The sequence below is a fragment of the Streptomyces hesseae genome, assembly GCF_031845785.1.
GTDB lineage: Bacteria > Actinomycetota > Actinomycetes > Streptomycetales > Streptomycetaceae > Streptomyces > Streptomyces hesseae.
Genome location: NZ_JAVRFI010000028.1, coordinates 18,745 through 41,368, shown reverse-complemented (window position 1 = coordinate 41,368; position 22,624 = coordinate 18,745). Strand labels below are relative to the sequence as shown.

The 22,624-nt window shown below is 70.0% G+C and carries 19 protein-coding genes; 9 read left to right on the top strand and 10 right to left on the bottom strand.

Features of this window, described 5'->3' with window-relative positions:
* The first annotated feature begins 81 nt into the window (after window positions 1–81).
* Entirely contained in the window at window positions 82–1,194 is a 1,113-nt protein-coding gene (locus tag RM609_RS29710; protein WP_311614910.1) for an alpha/beta hydrolase, read from the top strand.
* A 139-nt stretch (window positions 1,195–1,333) separates the two neighbouring features.
* Here RM609_RS29710 and folE read toward each other — a convergent pair whose 3' ends face one another.
* The 6 genes from folE to dacB all read right to left on the bottom strand — a co-directional run bounded on the left by folE (window position 1,334) and on the right by dacB (window position 8,995).
* Window positions 1,334–1,939 carry a GTP cyclohydrolase I FolE gene (gene folE, locus RM609_RS29705; RefSeq protein WP_311614908.1) on the bottom strand — a complete coding sequence of 202 codons (606 nt, stop codon included), beginning with the start codon at window positions 1,937–1,939 and terminating at the stop codon, window positions 1,334–1,336.
* 147 nt (window positions 1,940–2,086) lie between these two features.
* Window positions 2,087–4,099 carry an ATP-dependent zinc metalloprotease FtsH gene (gene ftsH, locus RM609_RS29700; protein ID WP_311614906.1) on the bottom strand — a complete coding sequence of 671 codons (2,013 nt, stop codon included), beginning with the start codon at window positions 4,097–4,099 and terminating at the stop codon, window positions 2,087–2,089.
* Window positions 4,100–4,364: 265 nt separating this feature from the next.
* Window positions 4,365–4,904, bottom strand: coding sequence for a hypoxanthine phosphoribosyltransferase (hpt, locus tag RM609_RS29695; RefSeq protein ID WP_126918123.1), 540 nt, complete (start codon window positions 4,902–4,904; stop codon window positions 4,365–4,367).
* 79 nt (window positions 4,905–4,983) lie between these two features.
* Window positions 4,984–6,003, bottom strand: a complete 1,020-nt coding sequence (gene tilS / locus RM609_RS29690) for a tRNA lysidine(34) synthetase TilS (RefSeq protein WP_311614904.1) — start codon at window positions 6,001–6,003, stop codon at window positions 4,984–4,986.
* A gap of 211 nt (window positions 6,004–6,214) precedes the next feature.
* The gene (locus RM609_RS29685) at window positions 6,215–7,351 is read right to left on the bottom strand and encodes a zinc-dependent metalloprotease (protein WP_311614902.1); all 1,137 of its coding nucleotides are present in this window, start codon (window positions 7,349–7,351) and stop codon (window positions 6,215–6,217) included.
* A 204-nt stretch (window positions 7,352–7,555) separates the two neighbouring features.
* On the bottom strand, window positions 7,556–8,995 hold the full coding sequence (gene dacB / locus RM609_RS29680) for a D-alanyl-D-alanine carboxypeptidase/D-alanyl-D-alanine endopeptidase (RefSeq protein WP_311614901.1): 1,440 nt from the start codon (window positions 8,993–8,995) through the stop codon (window positions 7,556–7,558).
* A gap of 82 nt (window positions 8,996–9,077) precedes the next feature.
* On the opposite strand from dacB, the gene RM609_RS29675 reads away from it, so the two are divergent.
* Window positions 9,078–9,575, top strand: a complete 498-nt coding sequence (locus RM609_RS29675; RefSeq protein ID WP_126915332.1) for an inorganic diphosphatase — start codon at window positions 9,078–9,080, stop codon at window positions 9,573–9,575.
* Window positions 9,576–9,796: 221 nt separating this feature from the next.
* Here the strand turns inward: RM609_RS29675 and RM609_RS29670 are convergent, their stop codons facing one another.
* Together RM609_RS29670 and RM609_RS29665 are read right to left on the bottom strand one after the other, a co-directional pair.
* Window positions 9,797–11,422: a threonine/serine exporter family protein gene (locus tag RM609_RS29670; RefSeq protein WP_438828568.1), complete on the bottom strand. Its 1,626-nt coding sequence runs from the start codon at window positions 11,420–11,422 to the stop codon at window positions 9,797–9,799.
* A 174-nt stretch (window positions 11,423–11,596) separates the two neighbouring features.
* Window positions 11,597–12,886, bottom strand: a complete 1,290-nt coding sequence (locus RM609_RS29665) for a DedA family protein (RefSeq protein WP_311614898.1) — start codon at window positions 12,884–12,886, stop codon at window positions 11,597–11,599.
* Between the two features lie 259 nt (window positions 12,887–13,145).
* On the opposite strand from RM609_RS29665, the gene RM609_RS29660 reads away from it, so the two are divergent.
* Window positions 13,146–13,511 carry a YbjQ family protein gene (locus tag RM609_RS29660; RefSeq protein ID WP_311614896.1) on the top strand — a complete coding sequence of 122 codons (366 nt, stop codon included), beginning with the start codon at window positions 13,146–13,148 and terminating at the stop codon, window positions 13,509–13,511.
* 76 nt (window positions 13,512–13,587) lie between these two features.
* On the opposite strand, the gene RM609_RS29655 is transcribed toward RM609_RS29660, so the two are convergent.
* A complete protein-coding gene (locus RM609_RS29655; protein WP_311614894.1) occupies window positions 13,588–14,589 on the bottom strand; it encodes a DMT family transporter in 1,002 nt (333 codons plus the stop codon).
* An 80-nt stretch (window positions 14,590–14,669) separates the two neighbouring features.
* Here RM609_RS29655 and RM609_RS29650 point away from each other — a divergent pair, with 80 nt between their 5' ends.
* The 4 genes from RM609_RS29650 to RM609_RS29635 all read left to right on the top strand — a co-directional run bounded on the left by RM609_RS29650 (window position 14,670) and on the right by RM609_RS29635 (window position 20,277).
* Window positions 14,670–15,503 (top strand): AraC family transcriptional regulator, encoded by an 834-nt coding sequence (locus tag RM609_RS29650; protein WP_311614893.1) that lies wholly within the window; start codon window positions 14,670–14,672, stop codon window positions 15,501–15,503.
* 109 nt (window positions 15,504–15,612) lie between these two features.
* Complete coding sequence (locus RM609_RS29645) at window positions 15,613–16,077, top strand: thioesterase II family protein (protein WP_311614892.1); 465 nt, start codon at window positions 15,613–15,615, stop codon at window positions 16,075–16,077.
* Between the two features lie 275 nt (window positions 16,078–16,352).
* Window positions 16,353–19,496: an isoleucine--tRNA ligase gene (gene ileS / locus RM609_RS29640; RefSeq protein ID WP_311614890.1), complete on the top strand. Its 3,144-nt coding sequence runs from the start codon at window positions 16,353–16,355 to the stop codon at window positions 19,494–19,496.
* A gap of 154 nt (window positions 19,497–19,650) precedes the next feature.
* The gene (locus tag RM609_RS29635; RefSeq protein ID WP_311614888.1) at window positions 19,651–20,277 is read left to right on the top strand and encodes a Uma2 family endonuclease; all 627 of its coding nucleotides are present in this window, start codon (window positions 19,651–19,653) and stop codon (window positions 20,275–20,277) included.
* A gap of 11 nt (window positions 20,278–20,288) precedes the next feature.
* On the opposite strand, the gene RM609_RS29630 is transcribed toward RM609_RS29635, so the two are convergent.
* On the bottom strand, window positions 20,289–21,227 hold the full coding sequence (locus tag RM609_RS29630; protein WP_311614887.1) for a Rieske 2Fe-2S domain-containing protein: 939 nt from the start codon (window positions 21,225–21,227) through the stop codon (window positions 20,289–20,291).
* A gap of 249 nt (window positions 21,228–21,476) precedes the next feature.
* Here RM609_RS29630 and RM609_RS29625 point away from each other — a divergent pair, with 249 nt between their 5' ends.
* Both RM609_RS29625 and RM609_RS29620 read left to right on the top strand, forming a co-directional pair.
* Window positions 21,477–22,283, top strand: a complete 807-nt coding sequence (locus tag RM609_RS29625) for a helix-turn-helix domain-containing protein (protein ID WP_311614885.1) — start codon at window positions 21,477–21,479, stop codon at window positions 22,281–22,283.
* Entirely contained in the window at window positions 22,280–22,489 is a 210-nt protein-coding gene (locus RM609_RS29620) for a DUF397 domain-containing protein (protein ID WP_311614883.1), read from the top strand. The genes RM609_RS29625 and RM609_RS29620 overlap by 4 nt, the downstream gene beginning before the upstream one ends.
* Window positions 22,490–22,624 lie beyond the last annotated feature (135 nt).

Below are 22,624 nucleotides of genomic sequence, written 5' to 3'. Positions count from 1 at the left end.
AGGTTCCGTGGGGGGCCGAGCCCGGGAAGAAGTAACCATTCCGCGACCCCGCGCGCCGGGGCGCTCGGCAGAAAGCACCTCATGGGTCTCACCAGCATGGCAGTACTGATCATTGCCATCGTGGCTGCGGTCGTGCTGTTCGCATTGACCATTTGGCTCTGGCCCCGTCTGGGCAAGAAGGGCATCGGGTCCGTTCTGGCCCGAGTGGGCATGATGATCGCCACACAGCTGTCGCTGTTCGCGGCGATCGGCCTCTGGGCCAACCAGTCCTTCGGCTTCTACGGCTCCTGGGCCGACCTCTTCGGTCAGGTCAAGAACGAGGGCGTGGTCGTCGACCACAGCGCCGGGGCCAAGCGGGTGCAGGTGGTCAGCGCCCAGCAGGTCAAGGTGCCGCGCGGCAATGTGCCCCGGGTCGGCGGCAAGATCGAGAAGATCAATATCGTGGGCCCCGAGTCCAAGATCAGCAGCCCGGCGTATGTCTATCTGCCCCCGGAGTACTTCCAGCCGCAGTACGCCAACAAGACCTTTCCCGCCTCCGTCGCGCTGACCGGCTACCCGGGCACCGCCGAGGCGCTGATCCAGGGTCTGGACTACCCGGTGCGGGCGCACAAGCTGGCCAAGGACAAGAAGATGCAGCCCACCATCCTGGTGATGATGCGTCCCACCGTCGCCCCGCCGCGTGACACCGAATGCATGGACATACCCGGCGGCCCGCAGACCGAGACGTTCTTCGCCAAGGACCTGCGCAAGGCCATATCGGAGCACTACCGCGTCGGCGACAAGGCCAAGAACTGGGGCATGATCGGCGACTCCACCGGCGGCTACTGCGCGCTGAAGATCGCGATGCGCCACCCCGACGCGTACAGCGCGGCCGCCTCGCTCTCCGGCTACTACAAGGCCCCGCAGGACCCGACGACCGGCTCCCTCTTCGGCGGCAACAAGCAGCTGGAGCAGGAGAACGACCTGCTGTGGCGCCTGAAGCACAAGGACCTGCCGCCCGTCTCGCTGCTGGTGACCACCAGCAAGAAGGGCGAGCACAACTACAAGGACACGATGAAGTTCATCGAGATGGCGGCGAAGTCGCCCACTCGGGTTTCGTCGATCGTCCTCGACAGCGGTGGCCACAACTTCAACACGTGGCGGCGTGAGCTGAACCCGACGCTCAAGTGGATGGGCAGCCGGCTCAGCGCCTAGCGGCTTTTCCGGGCGCGGCACGGGGGGGCGTCGGTCGACTGCGGGTCGCCCGTGGCCGTTCGCGCAGTTCCCCGCGCCCCTGCGGGGCGCCCCACGAAAGGGGCCCGTCACATGACGGGCCCCTTTCGCGTATCCGGGGTCAGCGCGCCATGATCAGGCTCATCGCCTCGGCGCGCGTCGCGGGGTCGCGGAGCTGGCCGCGGACCGCCGAGGTCAGCGTCTTGGCGCCGGGCTTGCGGATGCCCCGCATGGACATGCACATGTGCTCGCACTCGATGACCACGACGACGCCGCGCGGCTCCAGGATCTCCATCAGGGAGTCCGCGATCTGCGTGGTCAGGCGCTCCTGCACCTGCGGGCGGCGGGCGTAGACGTCCACCAGCCGGGCCAGCTTCGACAGGCCCGTGATCTTGCCGCTGGTCGAGGGGATGTAGCCGACGTGCGCCACACCGTGGAAGGGAACGAGGTGGTGCTCGCAGGTGCTGTACACCTCGATGTCCCGGACCAGCACCATCTCGTCGTGCCCGAGATCGAAGGTGGTGGTCAGCACGTCCTGCGGCTCCTGCCACAGGCCGGCGAATATCTCCTTGTAGGCCCGGGCCACCCGCGCCGGGGTCTCCCGCAGGCCTTCCCGGTCGGGGTCCTCACCGACCGCGATCAGCAGCTCGCGGACGGCGTTCTCGGCCCGCTTCTCGTCGAATTCGCCGATGGAGCCCTCGGCGTCCAGCGTCACCGGGTCGGTCATGGGCTTGCCTCGTTCTCTCGTACGTCGCGCCGTGTGCGGCCCCTGCGGAGCACCTCGGACCGCGCGCATATGCGCGATGCCGCGCCCCCAAGGCTAAAACCTGGGTGACGCGGCATCCATTCCGGGCCCTTCGGGAGCCCGGGGGGCTCAGCTCTCCGGGGTGGCGGGGCTGTCCTTGTGGAGCTCCACCGTGTCGACGGGGGCGGCCCCGTTGTTGGCGGGAGCGAGCTCCTTGGGGGTGAGCACCGGCGGGCGGGTGGAGGGCGTACGGCGCGAGGAGCCGGTCCACGCCGGGCGGGCCGGGCGCTTCACGACGTGCCGGAAGATCTCGGCGATCTCCTCCTTGTTCAGCGTCTCCTTCTCCAGGAGGGCCAGAACCAGGTTGTCGAGGATGTCGCGGTTCTCGACGAGAATCTCCCACGCCTCGTTGTGCGCGGTCTCGATGAGCTTCTTGACCTCCTCGTCGACCAGCCCGGCGACCTCTTCGGAGTAGTCCCGCTGGTGCGCCATCTCACGGCCCAGGAAGGGCTCGGAGTTGTCGGAGCCGAACTTGATCGCGCCGAGGCGCTCGGTCATGCCGTACTGGGTGACCATCGCGCGGGCCGTGGCGGTGGCCTTCTCGATGTCGTTGGCCGCGCCCGTGGTCGGGTCGTGGAAGACGAGCTCCTCGGCCGCGCGGCCGCCCAGCATGTAGGCCAGCTGGTCGAGCATCTCGTTGCGCGTGGTGGAGTACTTGTCCTCGTCGGGCAGGACCATGGTGTAGCCGAGCGCGCGGCCCCGGGACAGGATCGTGATCTTGTGGACCGGGTCGGAGTTCGGCGAAGCCGCCGCGACCAGGGCGTGACCGCCCTCGTGATACGCGGTGATCTTCTTCTCCCGGTCGCTCATGATCCGGGTCCGCTTCTGCGGGCCGGCCACGACGCGGTCGATCGCCTCGTCCAGGCTGTGGTTGTCGATCAGCTTGCGGTCGCTGCGGGCCGTCAGCAGGGCGGCCTCGTTCAGCACGTTCGACAGATCGGCACCGGTGAAGCCGGGGGTGCGGCGGGCGACGGCGGCCAGGTCGACGTCGGGCGCGACCGGCTTGCCCTTCTGGTGGACCTTGAGGATCTCCAGACGGCCCTGCATGTCCGGACGGTCGACGGCGATCTGCCGGTCGAAACGGCCCGGGCGCAGCAGCGCCGGGTCGAGGATGTCCGGGCGGTTGGTGGCGGCGATCAGGATGACGCCGCCCTTGACGTCGAAGCCGTCCATCTCGACGAGCAGCTGGTTGAGCGTCTGCTCGCGCTCGTCGTGACCACCGCCGAGACCGGCGCCGCGGTGGCGGCCCACCGCGTCGATCTCGTCGACGAAGACGATGGCCGGGGCGTTGGCCTTGGCCTGCTCGAAGAGGTCGCGGACGCGGGAGGCGCCCACACCGACGAACATCTCGACGAAGTCGGAGCCCGAGATCGAGTAGAACGGGACACCCGCCTCGCCGGCGACGGCGCGCGCGAGCAGGGTCTTACCCGTACCGGGCGGGCCGTAGAGCAGCACACCCTTGGGGATCTTGGCGCCGACGGCCTGGAACTTCGCGGGCTCCTGGAGGAACTCCTTGATCTCCTGGAGCTCCTCGACGGCCTCGTCGGAGCCGGCCACATCGGCGAAGGTGGTCTTGGGGGTGTCCTTGGTGATCAGCTTGGCCTTGGACTTCCCGAAGTTCATCACCCGGGAGCCGCCGCCCTGCATCTGATTCATCAGGAACAGGAAGACCACGACGATCAGGACGAAGGGCAGCAGCGAGAGCAGCACCCCGACGAAGGGGTTCTGCTTCGACGTCGAGACGTTGTAGCCCTCGGGCAGCGTCTTCGGGTCGTCGTCATCGGCCTTGGCCTGGAGGTCCTTGGAGATCTCCACGCCCTGGTCGCCGATGTAATTGGCCTGGACCTTGCTGGAGCCCTTGATCTTCTGGCCGTTGATCAGCTCGATCTTGATCTTGTTCTCGTCGCCGGTCGTCAGCTCGGCCGATTTCACCAGGTTCTTGTCGATCGCATGTACGACCTGGCTGGTGTCCACCGACTTGTAGCCGCCGGACGAGCCGACGACCTGCATCAACACGACCACGGCGAGGACGGCCAGCACGATCCACATGACCGGCCCACGGAAGTAGCGCTTCACGTCCATCCATACGGGGCGCTCGGCGCCCCGTCCCTCCTGCCACAGTGAGGCACGGCCACCCCTGAATGGGGTGCCTGTGCATGCGGTGTCCTGCTCGACCTTTGAAAGGCTTGATTTGAAAGCCTGAAAAGACTGACCTTCGGACGGTACCCCAGCATTGTCACCCGACGCCGCCGCGGACGGTCAACAAACCCGCCCTCGCATGCTCCAACGGCGGAAAACCGGGATGGGTTCCCGGCCGCCGGGGTACCGGCTCCATGACGGAGCGTGCTCAGCCGCCGTAGACGTGCGGCGCGAGCGTGCCCACGAAGGGCAGGTTGCGGTACTTCTCGGCGTAGTCGAGACCGTAACCGACGACGAACTCGTTGGGGATGTCGAAGCCGACCCACTTCACGTCGATGGCCACCTTCGCCGCCTCCGGCTTGCGCAGCAGCGTCACGACATTGAGCGACTCCGGCTCGCGCGAGCCCAGGTTCGACAGCAGCCAGGACAGCGTCAGGCCGGAGTCGATGATGTCCTCGACGATCAGGACGTGCTTGCCCTTGATGTCGGTGTCCAGGTCCTTGAGGATCCGGACCACACCGGAGGACTGGGTGCCCGCGCCGTAGGAGGACACGGCCATCCAGTCCATGGTGAGGGGGGTGGACAGGGCGCGAGCCAGGTCCGCCATCACCATCACGGCGCCCTTGAGGACACCGACGATGAGCAGGTCCTTGCCCGCGTATTCCGCGTCGATCTTCGCGGCCAGCTCGGCCAGCTTCGCGTCGATCTCTTCCTTGGTGATGAGCACCGACTTCAGATCGGTGCCCATGTCCTTCTCGTCCACCCGCGCCACTCTCGCTCGTTCACGACCTTGTCGGGCCCGCGAGACGCGCTCCGCCCCGCTCGCATCAGCCCTGCCGGATCACCAGTCTGCCACCCTGCCTGCGAACCGCGACGCGCCCGGGGAGGTTGATGGCCCCCTGACCGCGCCAGCCGGTGATGAGCCGGTCCACTTCCTCCAGGTGCCGGGCGAAGAGCGAACCGGGCGGGGAGCCCGCCGCGATGACCGCCCGGCGCAGCACCCGGCGGCGCACGGCGGGGGGCAGGGCGTAGAGCTTGGCGACCTCGAGATCGCCGGAGTCGTCGCGCACGGACGACTCCGCGGCGGCCGCCCAGGAGTCGAGGGCGTCGGCGTCGTCACGGGAGAGCTGGGCCGTGCGGGCGAGGGCCTCCACCACGCCCTTGCCGAGCGCCTTTTCCAGGACCGGCAGCGCCTCATGGCGGACCCGGGAGCGGGTGTAGGCCGGGTCGACGTTGTGCGGGTCGTCCCAGACGGGCAGGGACTGGACCATGCAGGCCTTCCGGGCGGTCTGCCGGTCCAGGCCCAGGAAGGGCCGGCGGTAGCGGCCGCCGACGCCGGAGGCGGTGGCCATGCCGGAGAGCGAGCGGATGCCGGAGCCCCGGGCGAGCCCGAGCAGCACCGTCTCGGCCTGGTCGTCGCGGGTGTGCCCGAGCAGGATCGCGGCGGCGCCGTGGCGCTCGGCGACGGCGTCCAGCGCGGCGTAGCGGGCGTCACGGGCGGCGGCCTCGGGGCCGCCTTCCCGGCCGACGTCGACCCGCACGGCCTCGACGGGGTCGAGATCGAGGGCGGTGAGACGGCTGACGACCTCGGCGGCGCGGAGGTCGGAGCCCTGCTGGAGGCCGTGGTCGACGGTCACGCCACCGGCCCGGACCCCGAGGCGGGGGGCCTCGAAGGCGAGGGCGGACGCGAGCGCCATGGAGTCGGCGCCACCCGAGCAGGCCACCAGCACGAGCGGGGGCTCGCCGGCGCCCTGGGGCGAGGAGGAGGTGGGGGCCAGAGTGAGGACGTCGTGGAGAACGCGGCGGACCGCCAGGCGTATCGCCGCGACCGCGGGGTGTGGACCCATGTCCGTGTGTCCAATCGTTCCATGGGAGGGGGTGCCGGAGCCGGCGCCGGGGCCTTGCCGACTCCGAGTATCCGTCACGCTGTGTGCGTCGATGGTGACAGAGACGAGCCTTTACCCGAGCATCGCACGCCCACCCTTGGCACACGGTCCCTCGGAAGGGTGATTACGGGAGCGTTCGTCCGGTAGCAGGGCGTGACGGGGGTGGATGGAATCACCCGTCGGTCCGGCCGTGCACCCGTGCGACCCAGTCCGCCGGTTTGGCGATCTCGGACTTGGTCGGCAGCGTGTTCGGGGACGTCCAGACCCGGTTGAAACCATCCATACCGACCTCGTCCACCACGGCGCGTACGAACCGCTCGCCATCACGGTACTGCCGCAGCTTGGCGTCCAGGCCCAGCAGCTTGCGCAGCGCCGCGTCCAGGCGCCCGGCACCGGTGGCCCGCCGCTTCTGGAACTTCTCCCGGATCTCGGCCACGGTCGGTACGACCTGTGGCCCCACGCCGTCCATCACATAGTCCGCGTGGCCCTCCAGCAACGACATCACGGCCGTCAGCCGCGCCAGGATCTCCCGCTGGGCGGGCGTCTGGACCAGCTCCACGATGCTGCGGCCGCCGCCCTCGTCCCCGTCCACCGGGGGCCGGCCGCCCGCCAGCGTCTGGGCCGCCTCCCGGATCCGCTCCAGCAGCGTGGCCGGGTCGACCTCCGTCTCCCCCAGGAAGCCCTGGATCTCCCCCTCGATGTGGTCCCGCAGCCACGGCACCGCCGTGAACTGCGTCCGGTGGGTCTCCTCGTGGAGGCACACCCACAGCCGGAAGTCGTGCGGGGCCACGTCGAGCTCGCGCTCGACCTGGACGATGTTCGGCGCCACGAGCAGCAGCCGGCCGCCGCCGGCCGGGGAGCCCGGCAGGTCGCGCGTCGCCGGCGCGAACGTCTCGTACTGGCCCAGCACCCGGGACGCCAGGAACGACAGCAGCATCCCCAGCTCCACGCCGGTCACCTTGCCGCCGACCGCGCCCAGCATCGCCCCCGCGGGGGCGTTCGCGCGCTTGTCCTGCATCTTCGCCAGCAGCGGGCCGATCAGGGCCCGGAAACCGGCGACGTTCGCCTTGACCCACCCCGCGCGGTCCACGACGAGGACGGGCGGCTGTGGACCGCCGCCCCCCTCGGGGTGGGTCATCCGGGTGAACGCCCGGACGTGTTCCTCCGACGCGATCGCGTGCCGGCGCAGCTCCGCGACCACGTCGCGCGCCTCGTCCCGGCTGACTTCGGGCCCCGGCCGTACGAGCCGGGTCGCGGTCGCCACCGCGAGCTTCCAGTCGACCATCTCCGTACCACCGACGCTCGTCATGCCTTCACCGTACGTGCTGTGCTGGTGCCGGGTGGAGGCCTTTGGGCGCCTCGCGGGGCCGGAGGCCGGGGCGAGTTCGGCACCGCCGGACCGGCGAGCGGGGGTTACTCGCCGTCGCGGCGGGAGGAGGCCCCGGTCCCGCCCTTTCACCGTTTCCGGGGGCAAGCCCCCGACCCCCGGCGGGGTCCGGCGCGCGGCCCACGCCTACGAACCCGGCGGTGCCGAACCCGCCAGTGCCGACGCCGCCCGGTCCAGCGCCTTCTGCGCCGCGTCCGCGTCCGTCGTCCCCGACGCCAGGAACGCGAAGGCCAGCAGCCGTCCGCCCGGCGTGACGACCGTGCCGGCCAAGGTGTTCACCCCGGTCAGCGTGCCCGTCTTGGCGCGTACGAGCGCCCGGCCCGCCGCGTCGCGCGGGTAGCGGTCGCGCAGGGTGCCGCTGAAGCCCGCCACGGGCAGGCCCGTGAGGACCGGCCGCAGGGCCGGGCGGCCGGGCTCCGCCGCCCGGGCCAGGACCAGGGCGAGGAACTCCGCCGACGCGCGGTCCGCGCGGTCCAGACCGCTGCCGTCGGCGATATGGACGGCGGACATCGGCAGGCCCAGCGCTCCGAGCCGCTCCGTGACGGCCTGCGCCGCGCCCTCGAAGCTCGCCGGCTTGCCCGAGGCGAGCGCGGTCTGCCGCGCCAGCGCCTCCGCGATGTCGTTGTCGCTGTTGGTGAGCATCCGCTCCACCAGCGCGGACACCGGCGGGGACGCCACCGAGGCCAGCCGGGCCGCCTTGCCCTCCGCGCGCCCCTCCCCCGGCTCGCCGTCGACGTCCACGCCCTTGTCCCGCAGCAGCTCCGCGAACTTCCGGGCCGCGTCCGCCGCCGGTTCGGCCGTACGGTCGGCCGGCCCCCGGTCGGAGTCGTCGAGGCGCCCCTCGTTGACCATCAGGGGGCTGACGGGGGCGATGTTGTCGTTGAGCCCCATCGTGTGGAGCACGGGGCCGGAGTAGCGCGAGACGTCGTACGCGAGCTTCACCTTGCCCGTGGTGCCGCGCGCCTTGAGCGCGCGGGCCGTGGCGTCGGCCAGGTCGCCGAGGCCGGCCGGGGTGAGCGTGGGGTCGCCGCCGCCCACCAGGACGACGCCGTCGCCGCCCGCGGCCACCACGGTCGTCTCGATGCGCCGCTCCGGCCCCACCGCCGACAGCGTGGCGGCCGCCGTGGCCAGCTTGATCGTGGAGGCCGGGGTGTACGCGTCCGACTGCCCCACCCCGTACAGCCGCTCCCCGGTCGTGGCGTCGACGACCGCGGCCGCGTGGTCGGAACCCAGCGCGGAGTCCTTCAGCAGGGGCTCCAGCGCCTCCGCGAGGCCGTCGGCGGAACGCTTCCCTCCGCTGTGGACGGGCGCCAGTACGGGCGGCGCCGCGCCCGGCGCGCGTTCGCCGTCGGCGTGACGGGCGCCTCCGGGCCGTGCCGGGGCAGCGGCGAGGTCCCGTTCGGCCTTACGCTGACCCCCGTCCCAGGGCCCGGCGGCCGTTACCGCGCCGGTCGCCAGAGCCAGGCCGGCCACGGCGGACACCGCGGCGAACCGTACGGTCCGCCGTTGTTCGCGAGAGGCGTCCCGCCACCATCCGACCTGCCGGCGTCCGGCCTGCGGCACCACGGACCAGCCCCTTTCGCCACCACACTCCTGCGTGGGGGACACTTAATCACCAGACGTATGTGTTGATCAGAAGGAGCCACCCGTGGAGTTCGACGTCACCATCGAGATCCCGAAGGGTTCGCGGAACAAGTACGAGGTGGACCACGAGACCGGTCGCATCCGTCTGGACCGCCGACTCTTCACCTCGACCAGCTACCCGGCCGACTACGGCTTCGTCGAGAACACCCTCGGCGAGGACGGCGACCCGCTGGACGCGCTGGTCCTTCTCGACGAGCCGACCTTCCCCGGCTGCCTCATCAAGTGCCGCGCCATCGGCATGTTCCGCATGACGGACGAGGCCGGCGGCGACGACAAGCTGCTGTGCGTCCCGGCGAACGACCCGCGCGTCGAGCACCTCCGTGACATCCACCACGTCTCGGAGTTCGACCGCCTGGAGATCCAGCACTTCTTCGAGGTCTACAAGGACCTGGAGCCGGGCAAGTCCGTCGAGGGCGCCGACTGGGTCGGCCGCGCGGAGGCCGAGGCGGAGATCGAGGCGTCCTACAAGCGCCTTGAGGCGTCCGGTGGGGCCCACCACTGAGCACTGACGTGCACCGGGTGACTGCCGGGGCTGGCTGAGGCCGGTCCCGGCACCGCCGAACACCGCCGTGGTGGCCGAGCGCCGCTGCGGCGGTTTTGGCGTACCCGGGGGCAAGCCCCCGACCCCCGCTGGTGAGGCGAGGGGCTTCGCCCCCGCCCACCAGGCCGCACGCGCCCGGGGTCCCGGGGCGCTTCCCCGGCCCCTCGCGCGGCTTCCGCGAGTCAGAAGCCGCGCGTCCGCTTCGCCGCGCGGCGCGTCGCGCCCTCGCCCGGGATCTTCAGGAACATCCGGGACATCTCGCTCCCCAGATTCACCCCGATCGCGATGGCCAGCGCCAGCGCCGCCGCCTTGGTGATCGCGGAGATCCCCGTGTTCAGCTCGTTCTTCGCGAAGTTCAGCAGCGCGAAGTACGTGGCGCTACCCGGCAGCAGCGGGCCGATCGCCGCCGTCACGTACGGCAGCGCGGAGGTGTAGCGGTAGCGCGACAGCAGCTGGCCGAAGAGGCCGACGAGCCCGGCCGCGATCGCCGTGGCGGGCACCGGGTCCAACCCGGCCGTGTCCGCGAGCGCCCCGTAGACGACCCACGCGACCCCGCCGTTCAGCGTCACCAGCAGCACGGTGTGACGTTCCTGCTGGAGCAGCAGCGCGAACGCGAACACCAGCAGCATCGCCGCCACGATCTGGATGACGGGCCGCTCCCGGTGGACGAGCGCCGCCTCCGGGTTCAGCGTCCTCCCGCCGACGTGCACGCCTCCGTAGAGCACGACCAGCACACCGCAGACGATGCCCGCGATGAGGTAGCCGACCTCCAGCAGCCGCGCCGCCGCAGTGATGTAGAAGCCCGTGAGCCCGTCCTGGACACCCGCTACCAGCGCACGTCCCGGGATCAGGGCGAACAGCCCACCCGTGATCACCGCCGACGCCTGGACGGGCGTACCGGTGGCGCTCAGCGCCACACCCATCGCCGCGGGCGGCATCGCCGCCGCCACGAACTGGTAGAACTCCGGCAGCCCCCGCCCCGACGCCAGCCACGCCAGCCGGTCGCCCAGCATCGCCCCGGCCGCCGCCGCCATGAACACCACGAGCCCGCCGCCCACGAGCAGGCTGGCCGCGCCCGCCAGCAGCCCGGAGGCGAGGGTGAGCGCCCAGCTGGGGTACGGGTGACGGTTGCGGCGTATCTCGGCGAGGCGCCCGTATGCCTCCTCCAGGGTCAGCCCCTGCGTGGTGATGTCGTGGACGAGGCGGAAGACCGCCGCCAGCCGGTTGTAGTCCGTGCCGCGCCGGCGCACCGTCCGGTTGGCGGTGACCGGGTCGTCGATGAGCGAGGGCTGGTAGCTGACGGTCAGCAGGGTGAACGTGACGGTCGGCTCGCAGCGCGCCAGCCCGTACGCGTGCGCGACGCCGAACATCGCCGCCTCCACGTCCTCGGCGCCCTCACCGCCCGCGAGCAGCAGCTCGCCGATGCGCAGCGTCAGGTCCAGGATGCGCGGCACGGGCGGGCCGGGCTCCTCCGCGTGCTTCTCCGGCCGCTCGGGCACCGGCCGCTCCAGGACCGGCATCCGCAGCATCGTGCGCATCCGGTCCTGCCAGGGCGCCTCCTTGGTGAGGCTGACCTTGGGTATGCCGTACGGAGGGGTGTAGGCGGGGTGCGGCGCGACGACGCCCTTGGGGAGGGCGAACTCCGACGTGGGGTGGTCGTCCTCGGGCGGCGGGGCCGGCAGGGGCACGCCCAGGGGCGGGGTGAAGGCGCTGTGCGCTTCGTCGGACTGCGGTTTACGGTCCTCGGCGCCCCGGCCGGGGTCACCGTCCGGGTTCGCCGTACTGCTGCCCCGCTGGCGTTCCACCACCACGTACTCCTCGGTGCGTACCTCCTGTTACGCCAGGATGCATGCAGGGCGTTGGGCCCGCGCACCGGGGGCGGGAAAAACGGAGCGACCAACTCCCTGACGGATCCCTAATGTGCCGTTAACGACGAGAAGGTGCCACCCGGCCGGGTGGCACCTTCCGCTCAGCGCGACGATTCAGCGCTGCGCGCGGTAGTTCTGCTCCTGGCCGTCGTCGTAGTCGCCGTTGCCGTAGCCGTAGCCGCCCTGGGGGTGGGGGTAAGGGTTGGGCTGAGGCTGGGCCTGGCCCTGGGGGTAGGACTGGGGGTAAGCCTGGCCCTGGGGGTAGGCCTGGGCCTGCGGGTACGGCTGGGGCTGAGCCTGCGGGTACGGCTGGGGCTGCTGGTACGGCTGGGGCTGGGGCTGGCCGTAGCCGCCCTGGTTCCCGTAGCCGCCGCCGTAGCCACCCTGGCCGCCGGGCTGGGCTCCGTAGCCGGGCTGGGCACCCTGCGCCCCGTAGCCGCCCTGCTGGCCGTAGCCGCCCTGGTCGGCGTGCGTGCCCTGGTTCCCGTAACCGCCCTGGCCCCCGTAGCCACCGGCCTCGGCGTAGCCGCCCTGCCCGCCCTGCCCGCCGTAGCCACCCTGGTTGCCATAGCCGCCCTGGTGCCCGTGGTTCCCCTGATTCCCTCCGTAGCCGCCGCCGGGACCACCCTGACCCTGGCCGCCGTGTCCGTGCCCGTGCCCGTGCCTGGGGCCGTCCTCGCCCAGGCCGAACCCACCCCAGTCGTACCCGTCATCCGACGGCGTGGCCGGAGCGGGCGGAACGGACGAGGCCTCCTCCGCTGCGACAGCGGCCGCCTTCTTCGCCTTGGACCGCGCCCGCAGGAACTCGATGGCGATCGGCACCACCGAGATCAGCACGATCGCGACCAGCATCAGCTCGATGTTCTTGTGAACGAACTCGATCTTGCCGAGCGCCGCGCCCAGCAGCGTCACCCCGCCGCCCCACAGGGCGCCGCCGATGACGTTGAAGATGAGGAACGAGCGGTAGTTCATCCGGCTCACACCGGCGATGATCGGCGTGAACGTCCGGATCACCGGCACGAAGCGGGCCAGGACCAGCGACTTCGGACCGTGCTTCTCGAAGAATTCATGGGCCTTCTCGACGTTCTCCTGTTTGAAGAGCTTCGAGTCCGGCCGCTTGAAGAGCGTGGGACCGACCTTGCGGCCGAAGAGGTAGCCGGCCTGGTCGCCGAGGATCGCCGCGAGGATCACCAGGGCGCACACCACCCACAGCGGATACTTCAGCGCGTTCGTCGTGACCAGCAGACCGGTCGTGAACAGCAGCGAGTCTCCCGGCAGGAAGAAGCCGATGAGGAGGCCCGACTCGGCGAAGACGATGGCCAGGACGCCCCACAGGCCGAATTGGCCGATCAGGTAGTCCGAGTCCAGCCACTGGGGGCCGAGCGCGAGAGTGGTGGGGGTCACTGTTGATGGGCTCCTGGGTGGAGGGCGCAGGCTCGTTGCGAGGCCCGGGCACAGGCGGGGGAGGCGGCGTGCCGCCCGAGGTTACCAACGCGCCCGCGGCGGCCCCGGTTCCAGACGGCCCCCCGGCGCCCGCCCCGGGGCGCACGCACCCGCTCACGTGCCGTTACGTTCCGAGTGCACCTGAACGGCGCAACCCGGCCACCCCGGCGTGCGTCCCGAACGACGAACGGCAAAACTGCACACACACGGAGGTGGATGCATGGGCATCGACGAGTACGGCGGCGGTCAGCAGTCCCAGGACGTGCTGGTGGTCACCACCAACGACGTGCCCGGCTACCGGGTCGACCGCGTCATCGGCGAGGTCTTCGGCCTCACCGTGCGCTCCCGTCACATCGGCAGCCAGATCGGCGCGGGCCTGAAGTCCCTCGTCGGCGGCGAGCTCAAGGGTCTGACCAAGACCCTGGTCGAGACCCGCAACCAGGCCATGGAGCGGCTGATCGAGCAGGCCCGCTCGCGCGGCGCCAACGCCGTGCTCATGTTCCGCTTCGATGTGACCGAGGCCGCGGACGTCGGCACCGAGGTCTGCGCCTACGGCACGGCCGTGGTGATCTCCCCGCACGCGTAACCACACGCGTGACTGCACGCGTAACGACACGCGCGACCGGGAGATCACCACGACACGGTCCGGCAGGGCTCCCCGCTCAGGAGCCCTCCGCCGGAGCCGGGCTCAGGGTGCTGCCCGAGCCGGCCTTGGCCTCCTCCTCGGCACGCGCCCGCGCGTCCGGCCCCGCCGCGCGCCTGGGCAGCTTGCCCCGCGTCACAGCGATCACCGCGCCCAGGACCAGCACCAGCGCCCCGGTCCCCTGGATCCAGCCGAACGACTCCCCGAGCAGCACCGTGGCGCACAGGGTGTTGACGATGGGCACGTTGAACATCATGAGGGACGCCTTCGCGGGTCCCACCGCGCCGACCCCCCGGTAGTAGAGGAGGTTGGCCACGGCGGCGGCCCCGATGGCCAGGAAGGCGGAGTTCAGCCAGACACTGGCGGGAAGCTCGCTCCACTCGACCTTCGGCAGGTCGGGGGCCGCGAGGACGGCCAGCAGCACGGCGCCCGCGCAGGTCGCGTACGTGGTGGCCTTCAGCGGCTCGATGCCCGCCAGGACGCGGGGCCCGGCCAGGGTGTAGGACGCCCAGCACACGGCGCTCAGCAGGAAGAGCGCGTCTCCCAGGAGGCGCGACGACCCGCCTCCCCCGCTGCCGCCGGCTCCGAGGAAGAAGATCACCGCGCCGGTGAGTCCCAGGGCGAGGCCCGTCACCCGGGCCCAGTCGGGCTTCTCCTTACCGGTCAGGAGGAGGAACGAGCTCGTCAGCACCGGGCTCATGACGGGGATCAGGATGCCCGCGTCCAGGGACGGGGCGAGCGAAAGCCCCCAGAAGAAGAACCCGTTGTAGGCGAAGACCCCCAGCACTCCCGCGGCCGCCGCGAGCCAGCCCGCGCGCGCCGGCACCCGCTGCTCGCGGTTGCCGAACAGCGCCACGGCCAACAGCAGCGCCAGGGCCCCTCCACCGAAGCGCAGGAGCGCGCCCACGGAGTGGGGGACGTGTTCCACGACCGCTTTGGAGCTCGAGAAGGAACTGCCCCAGAGCAGCATGGTCATCAACAACAGAGCGTACGGATTACTGAATCTACTCTTCGCAGCCATGGCATCGACTGTGGAGGACGTGCCGATCCTCTGACTTGAACGCTGGTGCGCAGGTCACATGCGCAGGTCACAATGGATGAATGGCGAAGGGGAACGGCTGGGTTCGGTACTGGCGGGACGGCGCCCGCCCGCTGGAGGCCATGCACGCCCACTTCTTCGACCACGTCTACTCCCCGCACAGTCACGACGCCTACTCCTTCGGCATCACCGACGTGGGCGCGCAGAGCTTCCACTGCCGCGGGGCGAGCCACACCAGCGGGGCCGGCATGGTGATGGCCTTCAACCCCGACGAGGTCCACGACGGCCGGGCCGCCGCCGAGTTGGGCTATCAGTACCGCATCGTCCACATAGGTCCTTCGGTGGTGTCCGACACCCTCGCCGACGCCGCCGACGGAAGCTCGGGGGCGATGCCCTTGTTCGTACGTCCCGTGCTGACGGACCCCGTTCTCACCGGCGCGCTGGCCCGCCTGCACGAGGCGCTGGCCCGGCAGGCCGACGCCCTGGTACGCGAAGAAATGCTGACGACGGCCGTCCTGGCGCTCGCGGAACGCGGTGCGACGCAGGCGCCGCGCAAACGGACCCTGGCGGGCGAAGCGCAGCGCCGGGCGGCCCGGCAGGCCCAAAGCCTGCTCAACGAGGCTTTCCTGGAACCCATATCGGCGCAGGAACTGGCCGAGGCGGCCGGATGCAGCCGGTTCGCGCTGTACCGGGCCTTTCGTGCGGAGTTCGGGATGCCGCCGAGTGACTATCAGCGTCTCCTGAGACTCCGGCGGGCCCGGAACCTGCTCACGGACGGCCGGGCGCCGGCGGAGGCCGCGGCATCCGCCGGTTTCTCCGACCAGGCGCACTTCAACCGCTGGTTCAAGCGCACCTACGGCATCACACCGGCGGTGTACCAGCGCGCGGGGCAGTGAACGCGCGCCTGTCCAACGGTCAAGTGGTGGCGGTCCCCGCGGGCTCGGACGGGCGTACTTCCGGATCGGCGGCCGGTGGGGCCGGTTCGCGGAGACAACGGGAGGCATCATGACGCCCTATCCACTCATCCTGCTCCATCACGCGGGCGGATCCGCCGTCTTCTTCGCGCCCCTGGCGAAGGCGTTGCCGCCGGAGATCCAGCCGATGGCCCTGGACCTTCCCGGCCGGGGTCGCCGCTGGCGCGAGGCAGCCGTCACCTCCATCGACGGCCCCTTCGCCGTCCTCGGCCACAGCCTCCCGTTCGAGGGATCTCCGCTGGGGGTGTCCGATGAGGAGATCTTCGAGATCACCAACCAGTCCGGTGGCGGCGTCGCCCAGGAAGTACTGGACCACCCGCAGTTGCGGCGAAGGACGGCCGACCTCCTCCGCGCGGACTTCGCGGTCTCGCGGTCCTTCCTGTCCAAGCAGCGCCGGACCGTCACCGAGGCCGACATCGCGGCTGAACTCGACCCAGCCGACCGAGTCCCACGGCTTCCCCGGAGACCACTTCTACCTGGAGCAGAACGTTCCTGAGCTGGTGGATCTCATCACGCGCCGGCTCCGCGTCCCCGCCGAACAGCGGGGCTGAAACAGGGACTGAGACAGGGACTGAGACAGGGTCTGAACTCCGCCGCTCGCCGAGATCTTGACCGTATAGTGTGACGATCGCCAGGCGTTGACCCGCCGACCGGAGCCGGACGAGGCTCGGCCGGGCCGTGAGGGTCCGGGCCGTGAGGGTGGTGTCGCGGGAGCCGTGCGCTCGGCCTTTGTTGGAACGCATCACGCAAACGGACCGGAGTTAGCCGCCGATGACATCCCCGCAGTACCGCCAGGTACCCGCACAGGTCGACCTGCCCGCCCTCGAGCACGCGGTGCTCGACTTCTGGCGCGAGCACAAGACCTTCACCCGCACCCTCGACCAGTCCGAGGGCCGCCCCGAGTGGGTCTTCTACGAGGGCCCGCCGACCGCCAACGGCATGCCCGGCGCCCACCACATCGAGGCCCGCGTCTTCAAGGACGTCTTCCCACGCTTCCGCACCATGCAGGGCTACCACGTCGGCCGGAAGGCCGGCTGGGACTGCCACGGCCTGCCCGTGGAGCTCGCCGTCGAGAAGGAGCTCGGCTTCTCCGGCAAGCAGGACATCGAGGCGTACGGCATCGCCGAGTTCAACGCCAAGTGCCGCGAGTCCGTGACCCGCCACACCGACGCGTTCGCCGAGCTCACCACCCGCATGGGCTACTGGGTCGACCTCGACGACGCCTACCGGACCATGGACCCCGACTATGTCCAGTCCGTGTGGTGGTCACTGAAGGAGATCTTCAACAAGGACCTGCTGGTCCAGGACCACCGCGTCGCCCCCTGGTGCCCCCGCTGCGGCACCGGACTCTCCGACCACGAGCTGGCCCAGGGCTACGAGACCGTCGTCGACCCCTCCGTCTTCGTCCGCTTCCCGCTGACCTCCGGCCCGCTGGCCGGCGAGGCCGCGCTGCTGGTGTGGACGACCACCCCGTGGACGCTGGTCTCCAACACCGCGGCCGCCGCGCACCCCGACGTCACCTATGTCGTGGCCACCGACGGCAACGAGAAGCTGGTCGTCGCCGAGCCGCTACTGGAGAAGGCCCTGGGCGAGAGCTGGACGGCCACCGGCCAGTCCTTCACCGGCCGCGAGATGGAGCGCTGGGCCTACCGTCGCCCGTTCGACCTGGTCGAGTTCCCCGAGGCCGCCCACTTCGTCGTCAACGCCGAGTACGTCACCACCGAGGACGGCACCGGTCTGGTCCACCAGGCCCCGGCCTTCGGTGAGGACGACCTCCTGACCTGCCGCGCCTACGGCCTCCCGGTCGTCAACCCGGTCCGCCCGGACGGCACCTTCGAGGAGAGCCTCGGCCTTGTCGGCGGTCTGTTCTTCAAGAAGGCCGACGAGAAACTCGTCGCCGACCTCACCGAGCGCAGCCTCCTCTTCCGCCACGTCGCCTACGAGCACAGCTACCCGCACTGCTGGCGCTGCCACACCGCGCTCCTCTACTACGCACAGCCGTCCTGGTACATCCGCACCACCGCGATCAAGGACCGGCTACTCCAGGAGAACGAGAAGACCAACTGGTTCCCCGACTCCGTCAAGCACGGCCGCTTCGGCGACTGGCTCAACAACAACATCGACTGGGCCCTGTCCCGCAACCGCTACTGGGGCACCCCGCTGCCCATCTGGCGCTGCGAGGAGAACCACCTCACCTGCGTCGGATCGCTGGCCGAGCTCTCCGAGCTGACCGGCACCGACCAGAGCGACCTGGACCCCCACCGCCCGTACATCGACGACGTCACCTTCACCTGTACCGCCGAGGGCTGCTCCCACACGGCCGTCCGGGTGCCGGAGGTCATCGACGCCTGGTACGACTCGGGCTCCATGCCGTTCGCCCAGTGGGGCTACCCGTACAAGAACAAGGAGCTCTTCGAGTCCCGTTACCCCGCGCAGTTCATCTCCGAGGCCATCGACCAGACGCGTGGCTGGTTCTACACGCTGATGGCGGTCGGCACGCTCGTCTTCGACAAGTCCTCGTACGAGAACGTCGTCTGCCTCGGCCACATCCTCGCCGAGGACGGCCGGAAGATGTCCAAGCACCTCGGCAACATCCTCCAGCCCATCCCCCTCATGGACCAGCACGGCGCCGACGCCGTCCGCTGGTTCATGGCCGCCGGCGGCTCCCCCTGGGCCGCACGCCGCGTGGGCCACGGCACCATCCAGGAGGTCGTCCGCAAGACCCTCCTCACGTACTGGAACACGGTCGCCTTCCAGGCCCTGTACGCCCGTACGTCCGACTGGGCGCCCTCGGCGTCCGACCCGGCGCCGGCCGACCGCCCGCTGATCGACCGCTGGCTGCTCGGCGAGCTCAACACGCTCGTCGACCAGGTCACCCAGGCCCTGGAGGCCTACGACACCCAGCGCGCCGGAAAACTGCTCTCGTCCTTCGTCGACGACCTCTCCAACTGGTACGTCCGCCGCTCACGCCGCCGCTTCTGGCAGGGCGACGCCGCCGCACTGCGCACGCTCCACGACGTGGTCGAGACCGTCACGCGACTGATGGCTCCCCTCACCCCGTTCATCACCGAGCGGGTCTGGCAGGACCTCGTCGTCCCGGTCGACCCGCAGGCCCCCGAGTCGGTGCACCTCTCCTCCTGGCCGGTCGCGGACACCTCCCTGATCGACCCGACGCTCTCGCAGCAAATGCTGCTGGTCCGCCGCCTGGTCGAACTGGGCCGCGCCACCCGCGCCGAATCCGGCGTCAAGACACGCCAGCCCCTGTCCCGCGCCCTGGTCGCGGCGGCCGGCTTCGAACAGCTCTCCCCCGAACTGCACACGCAGATCACGGACGAGCTGAACGTGTCGTCCCTGGCCTCCCTCTCCGAGGTGGGCGGTTCGCTGGTCGACACGACAGCAAAGGCGAACTTCCGCGCGCTGGGCAAGCGCTTCGGCAAGGGCGTCCAGGCGGTGGCCAAGGCAGTCGCGGCGGCGGATGCCGCTTCGCTGTCGCTGGCGCTGCGGGAGGGCACGGCCTCGGTGGAGGTCGACGGCGAGACGGTCGCCCTCACCCCGGACGAGGTCATCATCACCGAGACCCCCCGCGAGGGCTGGTCCGTGGCCTCCGACTCCGGCGCCACGGTCGCCCTCGACCTGGAGATCACCCCGGAACTGCGGCGCGCGGGCCTGGCCCGCGACGCGATCCGGCTGATCCAGGAGGCCCGCAAGAACAGCGGCCTCGACGTGGCCGACCGCATCGCGGTCCGCTGGACCACCACGTCCCCCGAGACGACGGAGGCCCTCGCGGCCCACGCCGAGCTGATCGCGGACGAGGTCCTCGCCACGGACTTCGCCTCCGGCGAGGCGGACGGCTCTTACGGCGAGCCGTTCGTGGACGAGGGCCTGGCCCTCACCTTCCGCCTCCGCAAGGCGTAACCCGCCGCGCTGTTCCGCCCCACCGGATTCATCCGGTGGGGCGGAGGCAAGTCGCGGGGCCGCGAGTCGGAGAAACGGTCCGTCCTCACCCTGATGGATGGCGCTAACGTCGTATCCGGGACATGTGTCCACGACCTCGCCCACGATCCGGTTCATGGGAGCAGTGATGGCCGCAGAAGCCAGGTATGAGCAGTGGGAGCGAGCCACCCCGGAGAACTGGATGCGCCCGCCGGAAGACGGCTGGACGTACGACCAGGTGCGGGAGCTGGTCCTGCCATTCGACTGGGAACTACTGGGCGGGAAGATCGTGGTACGAGGAGCGGCCAAGTGGTGGCACAACCGCGTCAGGAACCAGCTGTACTTCCGGCTGGAGACGGTCCGACGAGAGCCGTTCGCAGTGGATGCCGAACAGTCGGTCTTCTTCGATGACAGCAATGTGCCGAGGCCCGATGTCGTGGTCTTCGACAAGACAGGTTTGGACATCAGCACCGTGGACTGCATCCCGGTCGAGAAGGTCGTCCTCGCCATCGAGGTTGTCTCTCAAGGCTCACGCTCGGAAGACCGCTTCTTCAAGCCCGCTCTGTACGCCGGCGCAAAGATCGATCACTACTGGCGGATCGAGCGCGGCGAGGACGACCTGCCCGTTGTGCATGAGTTCTGGCTACATCGGGAGGTGGACTGCTACATCCCCAGCCCCGAGCACGCCACGCATACCCGCAAGCTCAAGACCGACGTCCCCTTCCCCATCGAGATCGACCTCCGCAGCCTGATCGAGGTCTGACCGGCCGACGGTCACTTCTCCGCCGTCGCGTAGAACTGGCGGGCCCAGTGTCGGAGCTCCTCGACGGGGCCGTCGCCTTGTTGGAGCGGGGGCTTGGGGAGATAGCGCTTGTTGTGCCAGATGGTGATGTCGCGACGGACGTCGTGTGTGAGCCAGGTGAGGCCGACGCGGGCCAGGATGTGCGAGGCGACGGCGAGGGGCGGGTCGCGGAAGCGGTCCGGAAGCGCCCAGGGCACCGTAATCGCACAGCCGACGAAGACGCGGAACTGGGTCCGCCAAGGCCCCGTCGGCGTCGGATTCACCCACATCCGCATCGACACCCCGAGGGCCGGGATCTCCGCCTCGGCCAGCACCAGCCCCAGCCCGAACTGCCGTACCGCGTAGTCCACCGGCACTATCCCGATCAGCGGGAGGCTGCGCCGGGCTCGTACCTTTGCCGTACGGACAGGGCCGTCCGTTCTCGCGGTGACGAACTCCTTCGTGTCCACGAACCCGTGGATCGGGCCCAAGTGCCCGTGGTCGGAGATGTTTTCCGCCACTTCCTGCGGGTGGGTGTCGGCATGCAGGGTGCGTTGCACGGGCACGCTGAAGCCCGGCTTCGGCAGCTCCGGTAGTTGCCAGTCCGGCGGCGCGCCCGTCTCGTCGTACCAGACGCAGATCATGCCGTTGACCTCGCACACCGGCAGCAACGTCAGTGACAGATCCGGCGGATGCGGCCCGTACGGCGAGCGGCGGCAGGTGCCGTCCGGGCCGTAGGCGAAGCGGTGAAAGGGACAGACGAGGTATTCACCGTCCACCGTGCCGCCATGGCCCAGGTGGGCGCCGAGATGCGGACAGTGCGGACGGGTCGCCCGTACCCGACCGCCACGGGTGCGGTACAGGACGACGTCCTCCCCCGCCAGCCGACGCGTGGACACCGTGCCGGCCTTCAGCTCACGAGTCGAGCTCAAACAGAACCAGCCCCGTGGATAGGGCAGCGGGGCGGGCGCATTCAGGTTCCCCTCCACATCACCATGCTGCCGCCCGTCAAGGTGGCTCAAACAGGACTTTTGCGTATTTCAGTGGGATGTCGAGGCCTACGACCGTTACCGGGGCCCGGGAGGGACATGGTGCGTAAGTTTTCTGATCGCGAGGCCGAAACCACTCTGGCTTGGGATCGTCGTATGCGGTAGCGACGGGAGTACGGGAGGACGCATCCAATGACGTACACGCGCCCACGGCCCATGGCGTGGCAGTACTGCGGCGAGCAGATCAAGCTCTGGCGAAACCTGGCCGGAGTCAGCCGCGAGACACTGGCCCAGGAGGCGGGATACGGCTGCGACACGATCGCATCGGTGGAGCAGGGGCGACGGAGGCCCGCGATCCATCTGCTGCGGATCGCCGATCAACTGTGCGGGGCGAAGGGGCTGCTGCGCGCGGCGGAGAAGTACCTGGAGCCGGAGCCGCTTCCGGAGTGCCACCACGACTACATGCAGTACGAGACGGAGGCCATCGTCATCAGCTCGTACCAGCCCCTGATCATCCCCGGGCTGCTTCAGACGGAGGAGTACGCGCAAGCACAGATCGGCGGCTACTGGCCACCGCTCGACGAACAGACCGTGGAGGAGCGAGTCGCGAATCGAATGAATCGCCAGGCTCTCCTGGACGACCAAACGCGAGTGTTCAACTATGTAATCGGAGAACCCGCCCTGCGGTTCCCGATCGCAAGCCAAGAGCAGCACCGGCGGCAGTTGCACCACCTGCTGGAGATGAGCGAACGCCGTAACGTGACGATCCAGGCGCTTCGATTCGGCGGCATCCCCGGAGGAAACGAAGGGTCACTCATCCTGCTCGAAACCCTGGAACACAAGCATCTCGCCTACCAAGAAGGGCATCTGGGCGCCGCTCTGACCACCGACCCGGGCAAGGTCAGCAAGGCGACACAGCGGCTCGCCCGGCTCACCCAGCAGGCCATGAACTCGGTCGAATCGACCTGCTTCATCAAGGAGTTGGCAGACACGCAATGAAATGGTTCAAGTCGAGTTTCAGCGGTGGCCTGGGCGGCGAATGCGTGGAGGTCGCCGCCTCCCCGCACGCCGTCCACGTCCGTGACTCGAAGCTCGGGTCGCTCGGGTCCGACGACAGTCCCCGAATATCCGTCCCCAGGGCGTCCTGGGGAACGTTCCTGCACCACCCGAGCTTCGGGGTTCGGGATTCGAGCGCCATCTCTTAGGAATGGGAGGTGGGGTTCAACCCACCCACCCTCCCTGCCTCTTGCACACCGGGATGACTTTCCGCAACCGAGTCGCGACGTTGCGCGCTCGCCGTGTAGCGTGCGCAGCAACAAGCGACCCCCGCCGGTGCTACC

Coding starts and splice junctions, on each gene's coding strand:
- RM609_RS29620 (WP_311614883.1), top strand. CDS start 22,280: ATGAAATGGTTCAAGTCGAGTTTCAGCGGTGGCCTGGGCGGCGAATGC.
- tilS (WP_311614904.1), bottom strand. CDS start 6,003: ATGGGTCCACACCCCGCGGTCGCGGCGATACGCCTGGCGGTCCGCCGC.
- ftsH (WP_311614906.1), bottom strand. CDS start 4,099: ATGGACGTGAAGCGCTACTTCCGTGGGCCGGTCATGTGGATCGTGCTG.
- RM609_RS29645 (WP_311614892.1), top strand. CDS start 15,613: ATGACGCCCTATCCACTCATCCTGCTCCATCACGCGGGCGGATCCGCC.
- RM609_RS29655 (WP_311614894.1), bottom strand. CDS start 14,589: ATGGCTGCGAAGAGTAGATTCAGTAATCCGTACGCTCTGTTGTTGATG.
- RM609_RS29625 (WP_311614885.1), top strand. CDS start 21,477: ATGACGTACACGCGCCCACGGCCCATGGCGTGGCAGTACTGCGGCGAG.
- RM609_RS29660 (WP_311614896.1), top strand. CDS start 13,146: ATGGGCATCGACGAGTACGGCGGCGGTCAGCAGTCCCAGGACGTGCTG.
- folE (WP_311614908.1), bottom strand. CDS start 1,939: ATGACCGACCCGGTGACGCTGGACGCCGAGGGCTCCATCGGCGAATTC.
- hpt (WP_126918123.1), bottom strand. CDS start 4,904: ATGGGCACCGATCTGAAGTCGGTGCTCATCACCAAGGAAGAGATCGAC.
- RM609_RS29710 (WP_311614910.1), top strand. CDS start 82: ATGGGTCTCACCAGCATGGCAGTACTGATCATTGCCATCGTGGCTGCG.
- RM609_RS29635 (WP_311614888.1), top strand. CDS start 19,651: ATGGGAGCAGTGATGGCCGCAGAAGCCAGGTATGAGCAGTGGGAGCGA.
- RM609_RS29685 (WP_311614902.1), bottom strand. CDS start 7,351: ATGACGAGCGTCGGTGGTACGGAGATGGTCGACTGGAAGCTCGCGGTG.
- RM609_RS29650 (WP_311614893.1), top strand. CDS start 14,670: ATGGCGAAGGGGAACGGCTGGGTTCGGTACTGGCGGGACGGCGCCCGC.
- ileS (WP_311614890.1), top strand. CDS start 16,353: ATGACATCCCCGCAGTACCGCCAGGTACCCGCACAGGTCGACCTGCCC.